At 62.9% G+C, this 18,157-nt stretch carries 16 protein-coding genes; 4 read left to right on the top strand and 12 right to left on the bottom strand.

The features are described 5' to 3' along the window. Positions 1–7: 7 nt before the first annotated feature. The 7 genes from JFY56_RS03085 to JFY56_RS03055 form a co-directional block, all read right to left on the bottom strand. The gene (locus JFY56_RS03085) at positions 8–436 is read right to left on the bottom strand and encodes a GNAT family N-acetyltransferase (RefSeq protein ID WP_208311996.1); all 429 of its coding nucleotides are present in this window, start codon (positions 434–436) and stop codon (positions 8–10) included. Next, on the bottom strand, positions 429–1,601 hold the full coding sequence (locus tag JFY56_RS03080; protein WP_208311995.1) for a ribosomal protein uL16 3-hydroxylase: 1,173 nt from the start codon (positions 1,599–1,601) through the stop codon (positions 429–431). The genes JFY56_RS03085 and JFY56_RS03080 overlap by 8 nt, the downstream gene beginning before the upstream one ends. A gap of 58 nt (positions 1,602–1,659) precedes the next feature. Beyond that, positions 1,660–3,030 (bottom strand): adenylosuccinate lyase, encoded by a 1,371-nt coding sequence (purB, locus tag JFY56_RS03075; protein WP_208311994.1) that lies wholly within the window; start codon positions 3,028–3,030, stop codon positions 1,660–1,662. A 147-nt stretch (positions 3,031–3,177) separates the two neighbouring features. Continuing rightward, entirely contained in the window at positions 3,178–3,798 is a 621-nt protein-coding gene (gene hflD / locus JFY56_RS03070; RefSeq protein ID WP_208311993.1) for a high frequency lysogenization protein HflD, read from the bottom strand. Further along, on the bottom strand, positions 3,795–4,934 hold the full coding sequence (gene mnmA, locus JFY56_RS03065) for a tRNA 2-thiouridine(34) synthase MnmA (protein ID WP_208311992.1): 1,140 nt from the start codon (positions 4,932–4,934) through the stop codon (positions 3,795–3,797). The genes hflD and mnmA overlap by 4 nt, the downstream gene beginning before the upstream one ends. Positions 4,935–4,974: 40 nt before the next feature. Continuing rightward, complete coding sequence (locus JFY56_RS03060) at positions 4,975–5,442, bottom strand: NUDIX hydrolase (RefSeq protein ID WP_208311991.1); 468 nt, start codon at positions 5,440–5,442, stop codon at positions 4,975–4,977. Positions 5,443–5,577: 135 nt separating this feature from the next. Next, positions 5,578–7,803 carry an NADP-dependent isocitrate dehydrogenase gene (locus JFY56_RS03055; RefSeq protein ID WP_208311990.1) on the bottom strand — a complete coding sequence of 742 codons (2,226 nt, stop codon included), beginning with the start codon at positions 7,801–7,803 and terminating at the stop codon, positions 5,578–5,580. A gap of 360 nt (positions 7,804–8,163) precedes the next feature. On the opposite strand from JFY56_RS03055, the gene icd reads away from it, so the two are divergent. Continuing rightward, positions 8,164–9,420, top strand: coding sequence for an NADP-dependent isocitrate dehydrogenase (icd, locus tag JFY56_RS03050; RefSeq protein ID WP_208311989.1), 1,257 nt, complete (start codon positions 8,164–8,166; stop codon positions 9,418–9,420). Positions 9,421–9,490: 70 nt separating this feature from the next. Here the strand turns inward: icd and cspD are convergent, their stop codons facing one another. Then, entirely contained in the window at positions 9,491–9,766 is a 276-nt protein-coding gene (gene cspD / locus JFY56_RS03045) for a cold shock domain-containing protein CspD (protein WP_208311988.1), read from the bottom strand. Positions 9,767–9,998: 232 nt separating this feature from the next. Between cspD and clpS the strand changes: the two genes are divergently transcribed. After that, a complete protein-coding gene (gene clpS / locus JFY56_RS03040; RefSeq protein ID WP_208311987.1) occupies positions 9,999–10,361 on the top strand; it encodes an ATP-dependent Clp protease adapter ClpS in 363 nt (120 codons plus the stop codon). A gap of 28 nt (positions 10,362–10,389) precedes the next feature. After that, positions 10,390–12,660, top strand: a complete 2,271-nt coding sequence (gene clpA / locus JFY56_RS03035; protein WP_208311986.1) for an ATP-dependent Clp protease ATP-binding subunit ClpA — start codon at positions 10,390–10,392, stop codon at positions 12,658–12,660. A gap of 91 nt (positions 12,661–12,751) precedes the next feature. Here clpA and infA read toward each other — a convergent pair whose 3' ends face one another. The 4 genes from infA to trxB form a co-directional block, all read right to left on the bottom strand. After that, the gene (gene infA, locus JFY56_RS03030) at positions 12,752–12,970 is read right to left on the bottom strand and encodes a translation initiation factor IF-1 (RefSeq protein ID WP_016492441.1); all 219 of its coding nucleotides are present in this window, start codon (positions 12,968–12,970) and stop codon (positions 12,752–12,754) included. 105 nt (positions 12,971–13,075) lie between these two features. Then, positions 13,076–13,783 carry an arginyltransferase gene (locus JFY56_RS03025; RefSeq protein ID WP_208311985.1) on the bottom strand — a complete coding sequence of 236 codons (708 nt, stop codon included), beginning with the start codon at positions 13,781–13,783 and terminating at the stop codon, positions 13,076–13,078. Between the two features lie 32 nt (positions 13,784–13,815). Then, entirely contained in the window at positions 13,816–14,520 is a 705-nt protein-coding gene (gene aat, locus JFY56_RS03020; protein ID WP_208311984.1) for a leucyl/phenylalanyl-tRNA--protein transferase, read from the bottom strand. Positions 14,521–14,559: 39 nt separating this feature from the next. Further along, a complete protein-coding gene (gene trxB / locus JFY56_RS03015; protein ID WP_208311983.1) occupies positions 14,560–15,507 on the bottom strand; it encodes a thioredoxin-disulfide reductase in 948 nt (315 codons plus the stop codon). A 170-nt stretch (positions 15,508–15,677) separates the two neighbouring features. On the opposite strand from trxB, the gene ftsK reads away from it, so the two are divergent. Continuing rightward, positions 15,678–18,140 carry a DNA translocase FtsK gene (gene ftsK / locus JFY56_RS03010; protein ID WP_408004371.1) on the top strand — a complete coding sequence of 821 codons (2,463 nt, stop codon included), beginning with the start codon at positions 15,678–15,680 and terminating at the stop codon, positions 18,138–18,140. Positions 18,141–18,157 lie beyond the last annotated feature (17 nt).

Raw genomic sequence — 18,157 nt, 5'->3', positions numbered from 1 at the left:
GTGATCCTCAGTCGCTTTCGCGCACCATGTCCACGTGAGGCAGGCCGGCGTCGAGGTATTCGCCGCTGGCGACCTTGAAGCCAAGACGTTCGTAGAAGGGAATGGCATAGACCTGGGCGGTCAGCAACTGGCGCTTGAGGCCGCGGTGCTCGGCTTCGTCGATGGCGGCCCGCATCAGCCGGTCGCCGACCTTCAGGCCGCGCCAGTCCTTGAGTACCGAAACCCGGCCGATATGTCCGTCCGGAAGCAGGCGCGCGGTACCGATCGCATAGTCGCCTTCGAAAGCCAGGAAGTGCACGGCGTCGACATCCTCGGCATCCCATTCGAGCTCCGGCGGCACGGACTGCTCGGCGATGAAGACTGCCTCGCGAATGCGCCGGAGGTCGGCATTGTCCTTTTGCCAGTCGGCTATGCGGACCCTGATCTTGTTACTCATCGGCAAACTCCAAACTGCCCTGTTTGACCAATTCTCCGAGAAGCTTACGCCCATCGGTGTCGGCCAGCCATTGGCCGAGATTCCCTTCGTGCAGCGAGTCGGCCGAGCAGACCAGCTTGAGCAGTTCGCGCAGATGTTCCGGCAGGACCACGCTCTGGCCGCTGGCGAACAGCAGCAGGCCGACGTCGATTTCGCTCCAGGCCATGCGTGCGCTGGGATTGCGGATCAGTACGGCGCCGTCGGCGATGGCGCCGGCCAGGTCGTCCTCGGCGATCTCCTCGCCGGCCACCAGTTCCGGATAGCGCGGTTCGGTCATGAACTGGCCGAACCAGGTCAGCAGCAGGCGCTCGTCGCTCATGTGCTCCTGGATGAGGCCCTTCAGGCGCTCCAGGGCGTCGCGCTGGATCATGTTCTGGTCGCCGTCGCGGACCGCGCGCATGCCGGCGTCGCTGTAGCGCTCCTCGTCGGAGAGGAACTGCCCGAGGAAGTCGGTGAAGTGGGTCAGCACTTCCGCCGCGCTCGGTGCGCGGAAACCGATGGAGTAGGTCATGCAGTCGTCTTCGGCGATGCCGTAGTGGGCGATGCGCGGCGGCAGATAGAGCATGTCGCCGGGCTCCAGCACCCACTCATCGCTCTGGTCGAATTGCGCCAGGATGCGCAGGTCCGGATGCGTCAGCAGCGGGCTGTCGGCGTCGCAGGTCTGGCCGATCTTCCAGCGGCGCTTGCCGTGTCCCTGCAGGAGGAACACGTCGTAGTTGTCGAAATGCGGCCCTACACCGCCGCCGGGCGCGGCATAGCTGATCATGACATCGTCGATGCGCCAGCTCGGCAGGAAGCGGAAATGCTCCAGCAGTTCGGCAACTTCCGGGATGAACTGGTCGACGGCCTGCACCAGCAGGGTCCAGTCGCGCTCCGGCAGGGTCTTGAAGTCCTCTTCCTTGAACGGGCCGCGGCGCAGCTCCCAGGGATTGTTGCCATGTTCGATGACGATGCGCGACTCGATCATGTCTTCCAGGGCGAGGCCGGCCAGCTCGTCGGGGCTGAGCGGGCTGCTGAATTCCGGCATGGCCTTGCGGATCAGCAGGGGCTTCTTCTGCCAGTAGTCGCGGAGGAATTCTTCGGCGCTGATGCCGCCCAGAAGCTGAAGAGGAATATCAGGATTCATTGGTAAGTCCTTGAAACAAAAACGCCCGGCACAGCCGGGCGTGCAAAAAGGGGAACTCTTAGATGCGCTTGGCCTGGGCAGTGGCGTTGCCGATGTAGTTGGCCGGGGTCAGCTTCTTCAGCTCGACCTTGGCTTCGGCGGGGATTTCCAGGCCATCAATGAAGGATTGCAGGGCTTCCGGGCTGATGCCCTTGCCGCGGGTCAGTTCCTTCAGCTTCTCGTAGGGATTTTCCACGCCATAGCGACGCATGACGGTCTGTACCGGCTCGGCGAGAACTTCCCAGCAGGCGTCCAGGTCTTCAGAGATTCGTTGAACATTCAGCTCCAGCTTGCTGATTCCCTTGAGGGTTGCTTCGTAAGCGATGACGCTGTGAGCGAAGCCGACGCCCAGGTTGCGCAGCACGGTGGAGTCGGTCAGGTCACGCTGCCAGCGCGAGATCGGCAGCTTGCTGGCCAGGTGCTGGAACAGCGCGTTGGCGATGCCGAGGTTGCCTTCGGAGTTCTCGAAGTCGATCGGGTTGACCTTGTGCGGCATGGTCGAGGAGCCGATTTCGCCGGCAACGGTCTTCTGCTTGAAGTAGCCGAGGGAGATGTAGCCCCAGACGTCGCGGTCGAAGTCGATGAGGATGGTGTTGAAGCGGGCGATGGCATCGAACAGCTCGGCGATGTAGTCGTGCGGCTCGATCTGGGTGGTGTAGGGGTTCCAGCTCAGGCCGAGGTCGCCCTGGATGAATTCGCGGGCGTTGGCTTCCCAGTCGACCTGCGGGTAGGCGGACAGGTGGGCGTTGTAGTTGCCCACGGCGCCGTTGATCTTGCCCAGCAGCTCGATGCCGGCGACCTGCTTGATCTGCCGCTCCAGACGGTAGACGACGTTGGCCAGTTCCTTGCCGAGGGTGGTCGGCGATGCCGGCTGGCCGTGGGTGCGCGACAGCATCGGCACATCGGCGAATTTCACCGCCAGTTCGCGGATGGCGTCGGCGATCTGGCGCATCAGCGGCAGCAGCACGCTGTCACGGCCTTCGCGCAGCATCAGGGCGTGGGACAGGTTGTTGATGTCCTCGGAGGTGCAGGCGAAGTGGATGAACTCGCTGACCTTGGCCAGTTCCGGCAGCTGCGCGGCCTGCTCCTTGAGCAGGTATTCCACGGCCTTGACGTCGTGGTTGGTGGTGCGCTCGATTTCCTTGATGCGCTGGGCATGCTCCAGCTGGAAGTCTTCGGCCAGTTTGTTCAGCAGGGCGTTGGCCTCGGCGGAGAAGGGCGCGACTTCCGGGATGCCGGCATGGGCTGCGAGGCGCTGCAGCCAGCGTACCTCCACCAGGACGCGGAAACGGATGAGGCCGTATTCGCTGAAGATCGGACGCAGGGCGCTGGTTTTGCTGCCGTAGCGGCCGTCAACGGGGGAAACCGCGGTAAGGGAGGAAAGCTGCATGGGGCGTTCTCGTGGCTGAAGGGTCAACGAAAAGGGCGCATATCATACACGAAAGCGAGGCGGCAGGCTGCAGGCGATGGGGTGCGGGCAGGGGCTGCCGGAGACGAGCGGTGCCGCCAATGCGCCGCTCGTCGCCTGGGAAGACGATCAGCTGTTCAGCAGGGGGCGCAGTTCGTTGAGCAGCTTGCGGCGGCTGAACACCAGTTGCCAGCGGTTGCCGCCGAGCTGGCGCCAGAGGCGCGCCGAGCGGATGCCGGCAAGCAGCAGGGCGCGGATGCGCGCGGCGTTGCTGCTGATCTGCAGGTGGCGCATGTCGCCGTGGACCTGGATGCGCTGGCGGAAGGTGCTCAGGGTGTCCTGATAGAGCGCCGCGCAGGAAGCGATGACGTTCTCGTGCACCAGACCGAAGTGCTGGACCTGTTGTTCGATCTGGTCGAGACGCGAGCCGAGCAGGTCGAGCATGTCGTCGCGCTTGTTCAGTTGTCGCTCCAGGCCGATCAACGACAGGGCGTAGCGCAGTGGCTCGCGCTGCAGGGTAGCGGGGTCGCGTTCCAGGGCGCTGGCCAGTGCGCGGAAGCCGTCGCGCAAGTTGAGTGCGTCGCCGCCATAGACGTCCAGGGTGGTCTTCGGATCGCGTACCAGCAGGCTGCCGAGCATGCAGGCCAGCGGCGGCTCGGTCAGTTGTCCGGTTCGGGCCAGGCGGTCAACCAGGGTGGCGGCCTCGAAAACGCCGCCGAGGGCGATGAGCTGATCCTGCAGGTTGCTCACGCGAGCCCTCCGATATCCGCCGGTTCCGCTGTTTCGATCACGCCGCCGCCGAGGCAGATTTCGCCATCGTAGAACACCACGGACTGGCCGGGGGTCACTGCACGCTGCGGTTCGTCGAACACTGCCCGGTAGCCGTCGGCGGTGCGTTCCAGCACGCAATCCTGGTCGGCCTGGCGGTAGCGGACCTTGGCGCGCAGGCGGCGCGGCTGGTCCAGGTCGACCGGGTTGACCCAGTAGATCTGCGAGGCGTGCAGTGCGCGGGAGAACAGGCGCGGGTGGTTGTTACCCTGGCCGACCACCAGCACGTTGCGCGCAAGGTCCTTCTCCAGCACGTACCAGGGGCTGTCGTCGGCATTCTTCATGCCGCCGATGCCAAGGCCCTGGCGCTGGCCGATGGTGTGGTACATCAGTCCGTGGTGGCGGCCAATCACCGTGCCGTCGGTGGTTTCGATATCGCCGGGCTGGGCGGGCAGGTACTGCTTCAGGAAGTCGCTGAAGCGCCGCTCGCCGATGAAGCAGATGCCGGTCGAGTCCTTCTTCTTCGCCGTGGCCAGGCCGTATTTCTCGGCGATGGCGCGGACTTCGGGCTTCTCCAGTTCGCCCACCGGGAACAGGGTCCTGGCGATCTGCTCGCCGCCCACTGCGTGCAGGAAGTAGCTCTGGTCCTTGTTCGGATCGAGGCCCTTGAGCAGTTCGGTGCGGCCGTCGATGTCGCGGCGGCGCACATAGTGGCCGGTGGCGATCAGGTCGGCGCCGAGGGCGAGGGCGTAGTCGAGGAAGGCTTTGAACTTGATCTCGCGGTTGCACAGGATGTCCGGGTTCGGCGTACGCCCGGCCTTGTATTCGGCGAGGAAGTGTTCGAACACGTTGTCCCAGTATTCCGCCGCGAAGTTGGCGGTGTGCAGCTTGATGCCGATGCGGTCGCAGACCGCCTGGGCGTCGGCGAGGTCTTCCTTGGCGGTGCAGTATTCGGTGCCGTCGTCCTCTTCCCAGTTCTTCATGAACAGTCCTTCCACCTGATAGCCCTGCTCCTTGAGCAGGAGGGCGGAAACCGAGGAGTCCACGCCGCCGGACATGCCGACGATCACGCGCTGCCGGGACGGTTCTTGGGGGGAAGATGTTGCTGAATCATGCATGGGACGGATATCGCAGGGATTCGGGAAAAGCGGAATTCTATCAGGCTGCGCCGGTTGCTGGCAGGTGATGGTCGCGGATCAGCGTCAGCGGGAAGCTCTCGCCGGCCAGGTAGTCGTCGATGCAGCGCAATACCAGGTGGCTGCGCCAGCGCTCGGGCTGCGCCGCAAGCTCTTCGCGACTGAGCCAGCGCGGGCCGATGATGCCTTCGTCGAGCGGGCGCTCCGGGTGGTGGCGCAGCGGGCGGGCGGCGAAGCAGACGCGCTGGTAGGTGACGCCGTTGGAGGGGGCGGTATAAAGGTAGATTCCGGTCACTCCGGTCAGTTCGACTTCCCAGCCGGTTTCCTCGAGGGTTTCGCGCAGCGCCGCCTCGATCAGGCTTTCGTCGGCTTCCAGGTGGCCGGCCGGCTGGTTGAATACGGCCTGGCCGGCGGCCAGTTCCTCGACCAGCAGGAATCGCCCCTGATCTTCGACGATCGTTGCTACGGTGATGTGCGGTTGCCAGGACATGTCGGCGCTTCCGGTCAAAAAGGGGAAATCATACCAGCAGGCGATTGCCCGTCGCTGCATGGGGATGGGCTTTCCATGAGCTGAAAAACAAAACCCCCGGTGCGTGGCCGGGGGTTTTGTTCACTTGGCGCTAGTTCACAGCAGCGCGTCGATCGCTGCGTTGAAGGTTGCGCTCGGGCGCATGACCTTGCTGGTCAGCTCCGGGTTCGAGCGGTAGTAGCCGCCGATGTCCGCCGGAGCGCCCTGGACGCCGTTCAGTTCGGCGACGATGGTCGCCTCCTGCTCGGTCAGGGTCTTGGCCAGCGGAGCGAAGTGCGCCTTCAGCTCGGCGTCCTCGTCCTGTGCCGCCAGGGCCTGGGCCCAGTACAGCGCCAGGTAGAAGTGGCTGCCGCGGTTGTCCAGCTCGCCGACCTTGCGCGCAGGCGACTTGTCGTTGTCGAGCAGCTTGCCGGTCGCCTGGTCGAGGGTCTTGCCGAGAACCTTGGCCTTGGCGTTGTCGGTCTTGATGCCTTCTTCTTCCAGGGAGACGGCCAAGGCCAGGAACTCGCCCAGGGAATCCCAGCGCAGGTAGTTCTCTTCCAGCAGTTGCTGCACGTGCTTGGGCGCGGAGCCGCCGGCACCGGTTTCGTACATGCCGCCGCCAGCCATCAGCGGGACGATGGAGAGCATCTTGGCCGAGGTGCCCAGTTCCATGATCGGGAACAGGTCGGTCAGGTAGTCGCGCAGTACGTTGCCGGTCACCGAGATGGTGTCCAGGCCGCGGATCTGGCGCTCCATGCTGGTACGGATGGCCTCGTTGTAGCCCATGATGCTGATGTCCAGACCGCTGGTGTCATGGTCCTTCAGGTAGGCTTCGACTTTCTTGCGCAGCTCGCGGTCGTGGGCGCGTTCCGGGTCCAGCCAGAAGATGGCCGGGGTGTTGGACTGACGGGCGCGGGTAACGGCCAGCTTGACCCAGTCGCGGATCGGGGCGTCCTTGGTCTGGCAGGCGCGCCAGATGTCGCCGGCTTCGACTTCGTGCTGCATCAGCACGGTGCCGTCGGCCAGGACCACGCGCATGGTGCCGTCGGCCTGCATTTCGAAGGTCTTGTCGTGGGAGCCGTATTCCTCGGCCTTCTGCGCCATCAGGCCGACGTTCGGGACCGAACCCATGGTGGTCGGGTCGAACGCGCCGTTGGTTTTGCAGAAGTTGATCATTTCCTGGTAGATGCGGGCGTAGGTGCTTTCCGGCATCACGGCCTTGGTGTCTTTCTGCTTGCCGTCCTTGCCCCACATCTGGCCGGAGTTGCGGATCATCGCCGGCATCGAGGCGTCGACGATCACGTCGCTCGGGATGTGCAGGTTGGTGATGCCCTTGACCGAGTCGACCATCGCCATTTCCGGACGGTGGCTGTAGACCTCGTGGATGTTGTGGAGGATCTCTTCCTGCTGCGAAGCCGGCAGCGACTTGATCTTGTCGTAGACGCTGGAGATGCCGTTGTTCGGGTTGACGCCCAGTTCGTCGAACAGCTGGCCGTACTTCTCGAAGACGTCCTTGTAGTAGACGCTGACGGCGTGGCCGAAGACGATCGGGTGGGAGATCTTCATCATGGTCGCCTTGACGTGCAGGGACCACATGACGCCGGTTTCCTTGCAGTCCTGCAGGGTCTTCTCGAAGAAGGCGCGCAGCTTGTTGCAGCTCATGAACATGCTGTCGAGGACTTCGCCTTCCTGCAGGGCCAGCTGTTTCTTCAGCTCGACCTTGCCATCCTTGCCGACGAATTCGAGGCGTACGTCACCGGCCTTGGCCATGGTGATGGACTGTTCGCTGGAGAAGAAGTCGCCGCCACGCATGTAGTCGGCGTGGGAGCGCGAAGCCATGCTCCACTTGCCCATCGAGTGCGGGTGCTTGCGGGCATAGGCCTTGACGGCGGCGGGGGCGCGGCGGTCGGAGTTGCCTTCACGCAGTACCGGGTTCACGGCGCTGCCGAGTACCTTGCCGTAGCGCGCGCGGATTTCTTTTTCCTGCTCGGTCTGCGGATCTTCCGGGAAGTCCGGGACGTTGTAGCCCAGGGCCTGCAGTTCGGCGATGGCGCCCTTGAGCTGCGGTACGGAGGCGCTGATGTTCGGCAGCTTGATGATGTTCGCTTCTGGCGAGGTGGCCAGAACAGCCAACTGGGCGAGGTCGTCTTCGACCTTTTTGTCGGCACCAAGCTGGTCGGCGAAGGTGGCGAGGATACGCCCGGCAAGAGAAATGTCTCGGGTTTCGACGTCTATACCGGCGGAGGCTGCGAAGGCTTTTACGATGGGAAGAAGCGAGTAGGTGGCGAGGGCGGGCGCTTCATCGGTGAAGGTGTAGGTGATCTTCGAGCGGATGGACATTAACTGTTAACTCTCTTCTTAGCTGGGCGTGCACAGAATCTCGAGACGCGCTGGGTAGGCGCTTTCGCTCAATGTCGACATTGAGTCGATTTCGAGAGTTTGCCGCGGGGATGTTGGGGCACCAGTAGAGCGTTGTGCGGCTGAGCCATGGTGGTGGTTCAGCCGTAACGAGGGGAGGGAGTCTGGGGGCAGGCTGCCCGGACCTCGATGACCATCAGGTCACGGCGCGCATTATATCATTCTCTAGGGGCCTGGGGCGCGCGAGCTGAATTTAGACTAAGGGCGATTGGTCCGGGCCGGCGATAGTGGGCTACCCTGAACAGCTGCAACAGGTTTCAACCACAGAAAGCGGAGTTCAGCATGGGATACCAGAAGATCCAGGTGCCGTCGGTCGGCGAAAAGATCAGCGTCAATGCCGACATGTCCTTGAATGTGCCGAATAATCCGATCATCCCGTACATCGAGGGTGATGGCATCGGCGTGGATATCACGCCGGTGATGATCAAGGTCGTCGATGCCGCAGTCGAGAAAGCCTACAAGGGCGCTCGCAAGATCGCGTGGATGGAAGTCTATGCCGGCGAGAAGGCCACCCAGGTCTACGATCAGGACACCTGGCTGCCCGACGAAACCCTCGATGCGGTGCGTGACTATGTCGTGTCCATCAAGGGGCCGCTGACTACTCCGGTGGGTGGCGGCATCCGCTCCCTGAACGTTGCACTGCGCCAGCAACTCGACCTGTACGTCTGCCAGCGCCCGGTGCGCTGGTTCGAGGGCGTGCCGAGCCCGGTGAAGAAGCCGGGCGACGTGGACATGGTGATCTTCCGCGAGAACTCCGAAGACATCTACGCCGGCGTCGAGTGGAAAGCCGGCTCTCCGGAAGCAGAGAAGATCATCAAGTTCCTCACCGAGGAAATGGGCGTCAAGAAGATCCGCTTCACCCAGGACTGCGGTATCGGCATCAAGCCGGTTTCCCTGGAAGGCACCAAGCGCCTGGTGCGCAAGGCGCTGCAGTATGCCGTGGACAACGATCGCAGCTCGGTGACCCTGGTGCACAAGGGCAACATCATGAAATTCACCGAGGGTGCCTTCAAGGAATGGGGCTACGAGATCGCGCGCGACGAGTTCGGGGCCGAGCTGCTGGACGGTGGTCCGTGGATGCAGTTCAAGAATCCGAAGACCGGCAAGAACATCGTGGTCAAGGATGTCATCGCCGACGCCATGCTGCAGCAGATCCTGCTGCGTCCGGCCGAATATGACGTGATCGCCACCCTCAACCTGAACGGCGACTACCTCTCCGACGCCCTGGCGGCGGAAGTGGGGGGTATCGGTATCGCTCCGGGGGCGAACCTTTCCGATACCGTTGCGATGTTCGAAGCGACCCACGGCACCGCGCCGAAATACGCCGGCCAGGACAAGGTGAACCCGGGCTCGCTGATCCTCTCCGCCGAGATGATGCTGCGCCACATGGGCTGGTCCGAAGCTGCCGATCTGATCATCAAGGGCACCGACGGGGCGATTGCCGCCAAGACCGTGACCTATGATTTCGAACGTCTGATGGACGGCGCCAGGCTGCTGTCCTGCTCGGAGTTCGGCGACGCGATGATCGCCAAGATGTAACGCGGCGTGTGGAATGAGAAAGGCCGGTATCGATTACCGGCCTTTCTCTTTACTGTCTATGGTTGGGGGCTCAGGCTTCCGTGGTGGCTGTCTGCGTTGCTTCGCTGAGGCTCGCCTGGGAGGGAGCGCTGGAGGCGTTGGCGGTGACGGGCTGAATGTTGACGGCATGTAACCCCTTCGGCCCTTGCAGGATCTCGAAGCTGACGGGTTGGCCTGCCTTGAGGGTCTTGTAACCATCCATCTGGATTGCCGAATAATGGGCGAATAGGTCCTCATCTCGGCCGTCAGCCAGGATGAATCCATAGCCCTTGGCGTTGTTGAACCACTTGACCTTACCGCTGAGCATGCTGATCTCCCTCTGCAAAGGACTCCATCGCTGGAGTATCATCCACTACGATTCCGCTGCAGCCTTGGAAAAGACTGGGTTTCGGAACTCCTGATACCACTCCCAAGTGGGTATTCTTTGTTTGTAACACCCTTTTGCCGTTAGTCAAGGCGGCGCCGTCAGGGCTTCAGGTTTCGATACAAACTCCTGTTATGCCTTTATATCCCTCAAGTCGCAAAGCTTTCATTCCAGCATGCATGCAAGTAGCCAGATTCGACTAACATTCAATCAAGACCGCCCCGATCCTTCAGAGGAAGAGGGGACGGGGCTTGCGGTCGAGGAAGCCAAGCCGGCTCTGAAACCGCCACCAATGTACAGGGTCATCATGTTCAACGATGACTACACGCCGATGGATTTCGTGGTGGAGGTGCTTGAGCTGTACTTCAACATGAACCGCGAGCAGGCCACCAAGATCATGTTGACAGTGCATACTCAAGGGAAGGCAGTTTGCGGGGTATTTACCCGCGATATAGCCGAAACCAAGGCCATGCAGGTTAATCAGTATGCGAGGGAGAGCCAGCATCCATTGTTGTGCGAAATAGAGAAAGAAGGTTGATGCGGATGTTTGGGAGAGAGGTGAAGTCATGTTGAACCGAGAGCTCGAAGTCACCCTCAACCTCGCCTTCAAGGAGGCGCGGGCCAAGCGGCATGAATTCATGACCGTCGAGCACCTGCTGCTGGCACTGCTGGATAATGAGGCTGCGGCGACCGTGCTGCGTGCATGCGGGGCGAACCTGGACAAGCTGCGGCGTGACCTGCAGGAGTTCATCGACTCCACCACGCCATTGATTCCGCAGCATGACGAGGATCGCGAGACCCAGCCGACCCTGGGCTTCCAGCGCGTTCTCCAGCGCGCGGTATTCCATGTGCAGAGCTCCGGCAAGCGCGAGGTGACTGGCGCGAACGTGCTGGTGGCGATTTTCAGCGAACAGGAAAGCCAGGCGGTGTTCCTGCTCAAGCAGCAGAGCGTCGCCCGTATAGATGTGGTCAATTACATCGCCCACGGCATCTCCAAGGTGCCGGGCCATGCCGAGCATCAGGATAGCGAGCAGGACATGCAGGATGAGGAGGGCGGTGAGTCCTCCACCTCCAGCCATCCGCTGGATGCCTATGCCAGCAACCTCAACGAGCTGTCGCGCCAGGGGCGGATCGATCCGCTGGTCGGACGCGAGCCGGAAGTCGAGCGGGTGGCGCAGATTCTCGCGCGTCGGCGCAAGAACAACCCCTTGCTGGTCGGCGAGGCAGGTGTCGGCAAGACGGCGATTGCCGAGGGGCTGGCCAAGCGCATCGTCGACGGTCAGGTTCCCGACCTGCTGGCCGACAGCGTGGTCTATTCCCTGGACCTCGGCGCCCTGCTGGCGGGCACCAAGTATCGCGGCGACTTCGAGAAGCGCTTCAAGGCGCTGCTCAACGAGCTGCGCAAGCGCCCGCATGCGGTGCTGTTCATCGACGAGATCCACACCATCATCGGTGCCGGCGCGGCGTCCGGCGGGGTGATGGATGCGTCCAACCTGCTCAAGCCGCTGCTGTCGTCCGGCGAGATCCGCTGCATCGGCTCGACCACCTTCCAGGAATTCCGCGGCATCTTCGAGAAGGACCGTGCTCTGGCGCGGCGCTTCCAGAAGGTCGATGTCACCGAGCCGTCGGTAGAGGACACCGTCGGTATCCTCAGGGGCCTGAAGGCGCGCTTCGAGCAGCACCACCATATCGAGTACAGCGATGAGGCCCTGCGCGCAGCGGCCGAACTGGCGGCGCGCTACATCAATGACCGGCATATGCCGGACAAGGCCATCGATGTGATCGACGAGGCAGGTGCCTACCAGCGCCTGCAGCCGGAAGAGAAGCGCGTGAAGCGCATCGAAGTGGCGCAGGTCGAGGACATCGTCGCGAAGATCGCGCGCATTCCGCCGAAACACGTGAGTACCTCGGATAAAGAACTGCTGCGCAATCTCGAACGCGACCTCAAGCTGACCGTGTTCGGCCAGGGCGATGCCATCGAGTCGCTATCGACGGCGATCAAGCTGTCCCGTGCCGGGTTGAAGTCGCCGGACAAGCCGGTCGGCTCCTTCCTCTTCGCCGGTCCCACCGGTGTCGGCAAGACGGAGGTGGCGCGGCAACTGGCCAAGGCGCTGGGCGTCGAACTGGTGCGCTTCGACATGTCCGAGTACATGGAGCGGCATACCGTATCGCGGCTGATCGGTGCGCCTCCGGGCTACGTCGGCTTCGACCAGGGCGGGCTGCTCACCGAAGCCATCACCAAGACCCCGCATTGCGTGCTGCTGCTCGACGAGATCGAGAAGGCGCACCCGGAAGTCTTCAACCTGCTGCTGCAGGTGATGGACCACGGCACTCTGACCGACAACAACGGACGCAAGGCGGACTTCCGCAACATCATCCTGATCATGACCACCAACGCCGGTGCGGAAACCGCGGCGCGAGCCTCCATCGGCTTCACGCTGCAGGACCACACCAGCGATGCCATGGAAGTGATCAAGAAGAGCTTCACTCCGGAGTTCCGCAACCGCCTGGATACCATCATCCAGTTCGGCCGCCTGAGCCACGAGACGATCAAGTCGGTGGTCGACAAGTTCCTCGTCGAACTGCAGGCGCAGCTGGAGGATAAGCATGTCCAGCTGGAAGTCAGCGATGACGCGCGCGGCTGGTTGGCGGAGAAGGGCTACGATCCGCAGATGGGTGCGCGGCCGATGGCGCGGCTGATTCAGGACAAGATCAAGCGGCCGCTGGCCGAGGAGATCCTGTTCGGCGAGCTGGCCGAGCATGGCGGGATTGCCCATGTCGATCTGAAGGATGGCGAGCTGGCGTTCGAGTTCGAGACGGTTGCCGAGCCGGCCTGATATTCGCTGCAGAAACAAAAACGCCCGGCAATGCCGGGCGTTTTTCTATCCGTCTGGATCGCTTCGCGGCGTCCAGGCTTGCCGACGGATGTCAGCGAGCGCGATAGGTGATGCGACCCTTGCTCAGGTCGTAGGGCGTCAGTTCAACGCGAACCTTGTCGCCGGTCAGAATGCGGATGTAGTTCTTGCGCATCTTACCGGAGATGTGCGCGGTAACGACGTGCCCGTTCTCCAACTCCACGCGAAACATGGTGTTGGGCAGGGTGTCGATGACAGTGCCTTCCATTTCGAAGCTGTCTTCTTTCGACATGCAGTAGAGCCCTCGGTATCTATGGGTGGCCCTGACGTGGGCCCTTAAAAAAGGCGAGCATTGTGCCTGAAAAACGCGCGTAGCGCCACGGGGCCCGGAAGTTTGTCAGCTAAGTACGACCCAGCGCTGGTTCACGAACAGTTCGATCGGCCGGTACTGGGTCTTGTAGTTCATCTTTCGGCAATTCTTGATCCAGTACCCCAGGTAGACCGCATGCAGGCCCAGGCGTGCGGTTTCGCCGATCTGCCAGAGGATGGCGTAGCGGCCCAGGCTGCGGCGCTCCTCGTCCGGATCGTAGAAGGTATATACAGCCGACAGACCGTTCGGCAGCACATCGGTCACCGCCACCGCGAGCAGCCGGCCATGCAGGCGGAATTCGTAGAAGCGGCTGAACGGCAGGTCACGGACCAGGAAGGTGGTGAACTGGTCGCGGCTTGGTGGGTACATGTCGCCATCGGCGTGGCGCTGTTCGATGTAGCGCATGTACAGCGCGTAGTACTCCTCGGTGAAGGAGGGGCGCCGTTTGAACACTTCGAGATCGCAGTTGCGCTTGATGATGCGCTTCTGCTGGCGATTGGCCTGGAACGGCGCAACCGGAATGCGCGCGGGAATGCAGGCGGTACAGTGCTGGCAATGGGGGCGGTAGAGGTGTTCGCCGCTACGCCGGAAGCCGACCTCGGAAAGCGAGGCGTAAAGCTGGGCGTCCATGGGCTGGCTCGGATCGAGGAACAGCGTGGTGGCCTGTTCCTCGGGCAAGTAGCTGCATGGATGCGGTTGCGTGGCGTAGAACTTGAGGCGGGCCAGTTCGGTCATGTTTCAACCCCCGCGGAAACCCTTTGGCAAGTTTATGCCAGGCCGGGCAAGTCCGCTTGCGAACGCCAGTCGAGCGCTGGCTGTTGATCGAGATAGAGGCGCAGATAATTGGCGAATTCGCTGCGGGGAATGGCGCGCGCGCCCAGGCTGTGCAGGTGTTGCGTCGGCATCTGGCAATCGATCAGGGCGAAACCCGCGTGGCCAAGTTTCTGCGCCAGGGTGACGAACGCGACTTTCGAGGCGTTGTCCGCCCGGCTGAACATCGATTCGCCGAAGAATAGCCGGCCCATGGCGAGCCCGTAGAGGCCGCCGACCAGTTGGCCGTCCGCCCAGGCTTCGACCGAATGGGCGATGCCCTTGCGGTGGAGCTCTATATAAGCCTTCTGCATGGCGCTGGTGATCCAGGTGCCATCGGCGTAGTCGCGCGGGGCGGCGCATGCGCGGATGACCTCTTCGAAGGCCTGGTCGATGGTGACGCGGAAGCGCTGCTGGCGCAGGCATTTTGCAAGGCTGCGGGAAACATGCAGTTCCGCCGGGAATAGCACCGTGCGCGGATCGGGAGACCACCAGAGCAGCGGCTGTCCCTCCTGATACCAGGGGAAGCAGCCATGGCGATAGGCCCGGATCAGGCGCTGCGGGTTGAGGTCGCCGCCGGCCGCGAGGAGGCCGTTGGGCTCGTGCAGGGCCGTTTCCAGAGGAGGGAAGTCGAAGTTGCTGCGCGACAGCCAGGTCAGCATGGTGAGCAGGGGAGGGGAGGCCTCCCCTGATCTGGCCGGTCAGACGTCGAGATACTTTTCGGCGTCCAGCGCAGCCATGCAGCCGGCGCCGGCCGAAGTGATCGCCTGGCGATAGACGTGGTCGGCCACGTCACCGGCGGCGAATACGCCCTCGATGCTGGTCTGGGTGGCGTTGCCTTCGCCGCCGCCCTTGACCACCAGGTAGCCGTCGCGCATTTCCAGCTGGCCCTTGAACAGGTCGGTGTTCGGCTTGTGGCCAATGGCGATGAATACGCCGGAGAGGTCCATGTGGCGGGTTTCGCCGTTCTGGGTGTCCTTCAGGCGCACGCCGGTGACGCCCATCTCGTCGCCCAGCACTTCGTCGAGGGTGGCGTTCCAGTGCAGGCGGATATTGCCGTTGGCGGCCTTCTCGAACAGTTTGTCCTGCAGGATCTTCTCCGAGCGCAGCTTGTCGCGGCGGTGGATCAGGTGGACTTCCTTGGCGATGTTGGCCAGGTAGAGCGCTTCCTCGACCGCGGTATTGCCGCCGCCGACCACGCAGACCACCTGGTTGCGATAGAAGAAGCCGTCGCAGGTGGCGCAGGCGGAGACGCCCTTGCCCATGAAGGATTCCTCGGACGACATGCCCAGGTACTGGGCGGAGGCGCCGGTGGAGATGATCAGCGCGTCGCAGGTATAGGTGCCGCTGTCGCCCTTGAGGACGAACGGCTTCTGCTGCAACTCCGCGGTATGAATGTGGTCGTAAACGATCTCGGTATCGAAGCGTTGCGCGTGCTGCTGCATCCGTTCCATCAGTGCAGGACCGGTCAGGCCTTCCACGTCGCCCGGCCAGTTGTCCACTTCGGTAGTGGTGGTGAGCTGGCCGCCTGGCTGGATGCCGGTGATGACGACAGGCTTGAGATTCGCGCGCGCGGCGTACACGGCGGCGGTGTAGCCCGCCGGGCCGGAGCCCAGGATGATCAGGCGCGAATGCTTGACTTCATTCATAAAAAGACTCCATAAGCCTTTGTCACGTAAAAGAATGCATGCTCCAATGAAATCGCCGGAGAGCTGTATCGGGCTATGCTACACCGAACCGGGAAACGCCGGCAAAAGCGCCGCCGGGCTGTCCCGGCTTCGCTGGCATCGGCCGACCAAAGCCGTACAATAGGCCCGTTTTGACGCTCAAAGATTCTCGGAAGCGCCCAGGGCGCAGGAAAAGACGCGTTTTGAAGGACACGACCACAGCAAGCCACGCCGCCGCATGGCGTCAGCAATTGCATTATCGCCTGAAGGAAGGGGCTTTGATCGCGCTGGGCGCGCTATGCCTCTATCTGTGGATGGCGCTGCTCACCTATGACCCGGCGGATCCGGGCTGGAGCCACTCCAGCCATGTGGTGCAGGTGCAGAACGCCGCTGGTCGCCTGGGGGCGATGTTCGCTGACATCCTGTTCATGGTGCTTGGCTACTTCGCCTACATCTTCCCGTTGCTGCTGGCGGTCAAGACCTGGCAGGTGTTTCGCAAGCGTCACCTACCCTGGGAGTGGAGCGGCTGGCTGTTCTCCTGGCGGCTGATCGGCCTGGTGTTCCTGATTCTTGGCGGCTCTGCGCTGGCCTTCATTCATTTCCACACCACCGGCGGGCACATACCGGCCTCGGCGGGCGGCGCCCTGGGCGAGAGCCTCGGCCAACTGGCGGTCAACGCGCTGAACGTACAGGGCAGCACCCTGTTGCTCCTCTCCCTGTTCCTCTTCGGTCTGACCGTATTCGCCGATCTGTCCTGGTTCAAGGTCATGGACATGACCGGCAAGATCACCCTCGATCTGTTCGAACTGATCCAGAACGTCTTCAACCGCTGGTGGAGCGCGCGCAGCGAGCGCAAGCAACTGATGGCGCAACTCCGCGAAGTGGACGAGCGGGTCGCCGAGGTCGTGGCGCCGGTAGTCGCCGACCGTCGCGAGCAGGCCAAGGTCAAGGAACGTCTGATCGAGCGCGAGGAGTCGCTGGTCAAGAGCGTGCAGGAGCGTGAGAGCCGCCCGGCGCCGAAGATCGACCCGCCCGCACCGCCCAAGCCGGTGGAAGCGAGCAAGCGCGTGCAGAAGGAAAAGCAGACGCCGCTGTTCGTCGACAGCGCCGTGGAGGGCACCCTGCCGCCGCTTTCGATCCTCGACCCGGCCGAGCAGAAGCAGAAGAGTTATTCGCCCGAGTCTCTGGAGGCGATGTCGCGCCTGCTGGAAATCAAGCTCAAGGAATTCGGCGTCGAGGTGGTGGTCGAGTCCGTGCATCCGGGCCCGGTGATCACCCGCTTCGAGATCCAGCCGGCGGCCGGCGTGAAGGTCAGTCGCATCTCCAACCTGGCCAAGGACCTGGCACGTTCGCTGGCGGTGATCAGCGTGCGGGTGGTCGAGGTGATCCCTGGCAAGACCACCGTTGGCATCGAGATTCCCAACGAAGACCGGCAGATGGTGCGCTTCTCCGAAGTGCTGATGACTCCGGAGTACGACGAGCACAAATCCACCGTGCCGCTGGCGCTTGGCCATGATATCGGCGGTCGGCCGATCATCACCGACCTGGCGAAGATGCCGCACCTGTTGGTGGCTGGTACCACCGGTTCCGGTAAGTCGGTGGGGGTGAACGCCATGCTCCTGTCGATCCTGTTCAAGTCGACGCCGGAAGAGGCGCGTCTGATCATGATCGACCCGAAAATGCTCGAACTGTCGATCTACGAGGGCATCCCGCACCTGCTTTGCCCGGTGGTCACCGACATGAAGGAAGCGGCCAACGCGCTGCGCTGGAGCGTCGCCGAGATGGAGCGGCGCTACAAGCTGATGGCCGCCATGGGCGTGCGCAACCTCGCCGGCTTCAACCGCAAGGTAAAGGATGCCGAAGAGGCCGGCACGCCGCTGACCGACCCGCTGTACCGCCGCGAGAGCATGGAAGACGAGGCTCCGCTGCTGAAGACCCTGCCGACCATCGTAGTAGTGGTCGACGAATTCGCCGACATGATGATGATCGTCGGCAAGAAGGTCGAAGAACTGATCGCCCGTATCGCGCAGAAGGCGCGGGCGGCAGGCATCCACCTGATCCTCGCGACCCAGCGTCCCTCGGTCGACGTGATCACCGGTCTGATCAAGGCCAACATCCCGACCCGTATCGCCTTCCAGGTCTCCAGCAAGATCGACTCGCGCACCATCCTCGACCAGGGTGGCGCCGAGCAGCTTCTGGGCCACGGCGACATGCTCTACCTGCCGCCGGGCACCGGTCTGCCGATTCGCGTGCATGGCGCCTTCGTCTCCGACGACGAGGTGCATCGCGTGGTCGAGGCATGGAAACTGCGCGGCGCGCCGAACTACATCGAAGATATCCTGGCTGGCGCCGATGAAGGCGGTGGCGGTGGTGGCAGCTTCGAGGGTGGTGGCGAAGGCGGCGAGGGCAGCGAGGACGATCCGCTTTACGATGAAGCCGTGCGCTTCGTCACCGAAAGCCGGCGTGCATCCATCTCCGCAGTCCAGCGCAAACTGAAGATCGGCTACAACCGTGCCGCTCGGATGATCGAGGCCATGGAAATGGCCGGCGTGGTCACGGCGATGAACACCAATGGCTCGCGCGAGGTCATCGCGCCTGCTCCTATCCGCGACTGAATCATTCGAGGAAATCC

It is taken from the genome of Pseudomonas schmalbachii, from assembly GCF_017589465.1.
In the GTDB taxonomy this organism is placed as follows: Bacteria; Pseudomonadota; Gammaproteobacteria; order Pseudomonadales; family Pseudomonadaceae; genus Pseudomonas; species Pseudomonas schmalbachii.
The sequence above is the reverse complement of the archived record's forward strand: the minus strand, read 5'-3'. Positions and strand labels throughout refer to the sequence as shown.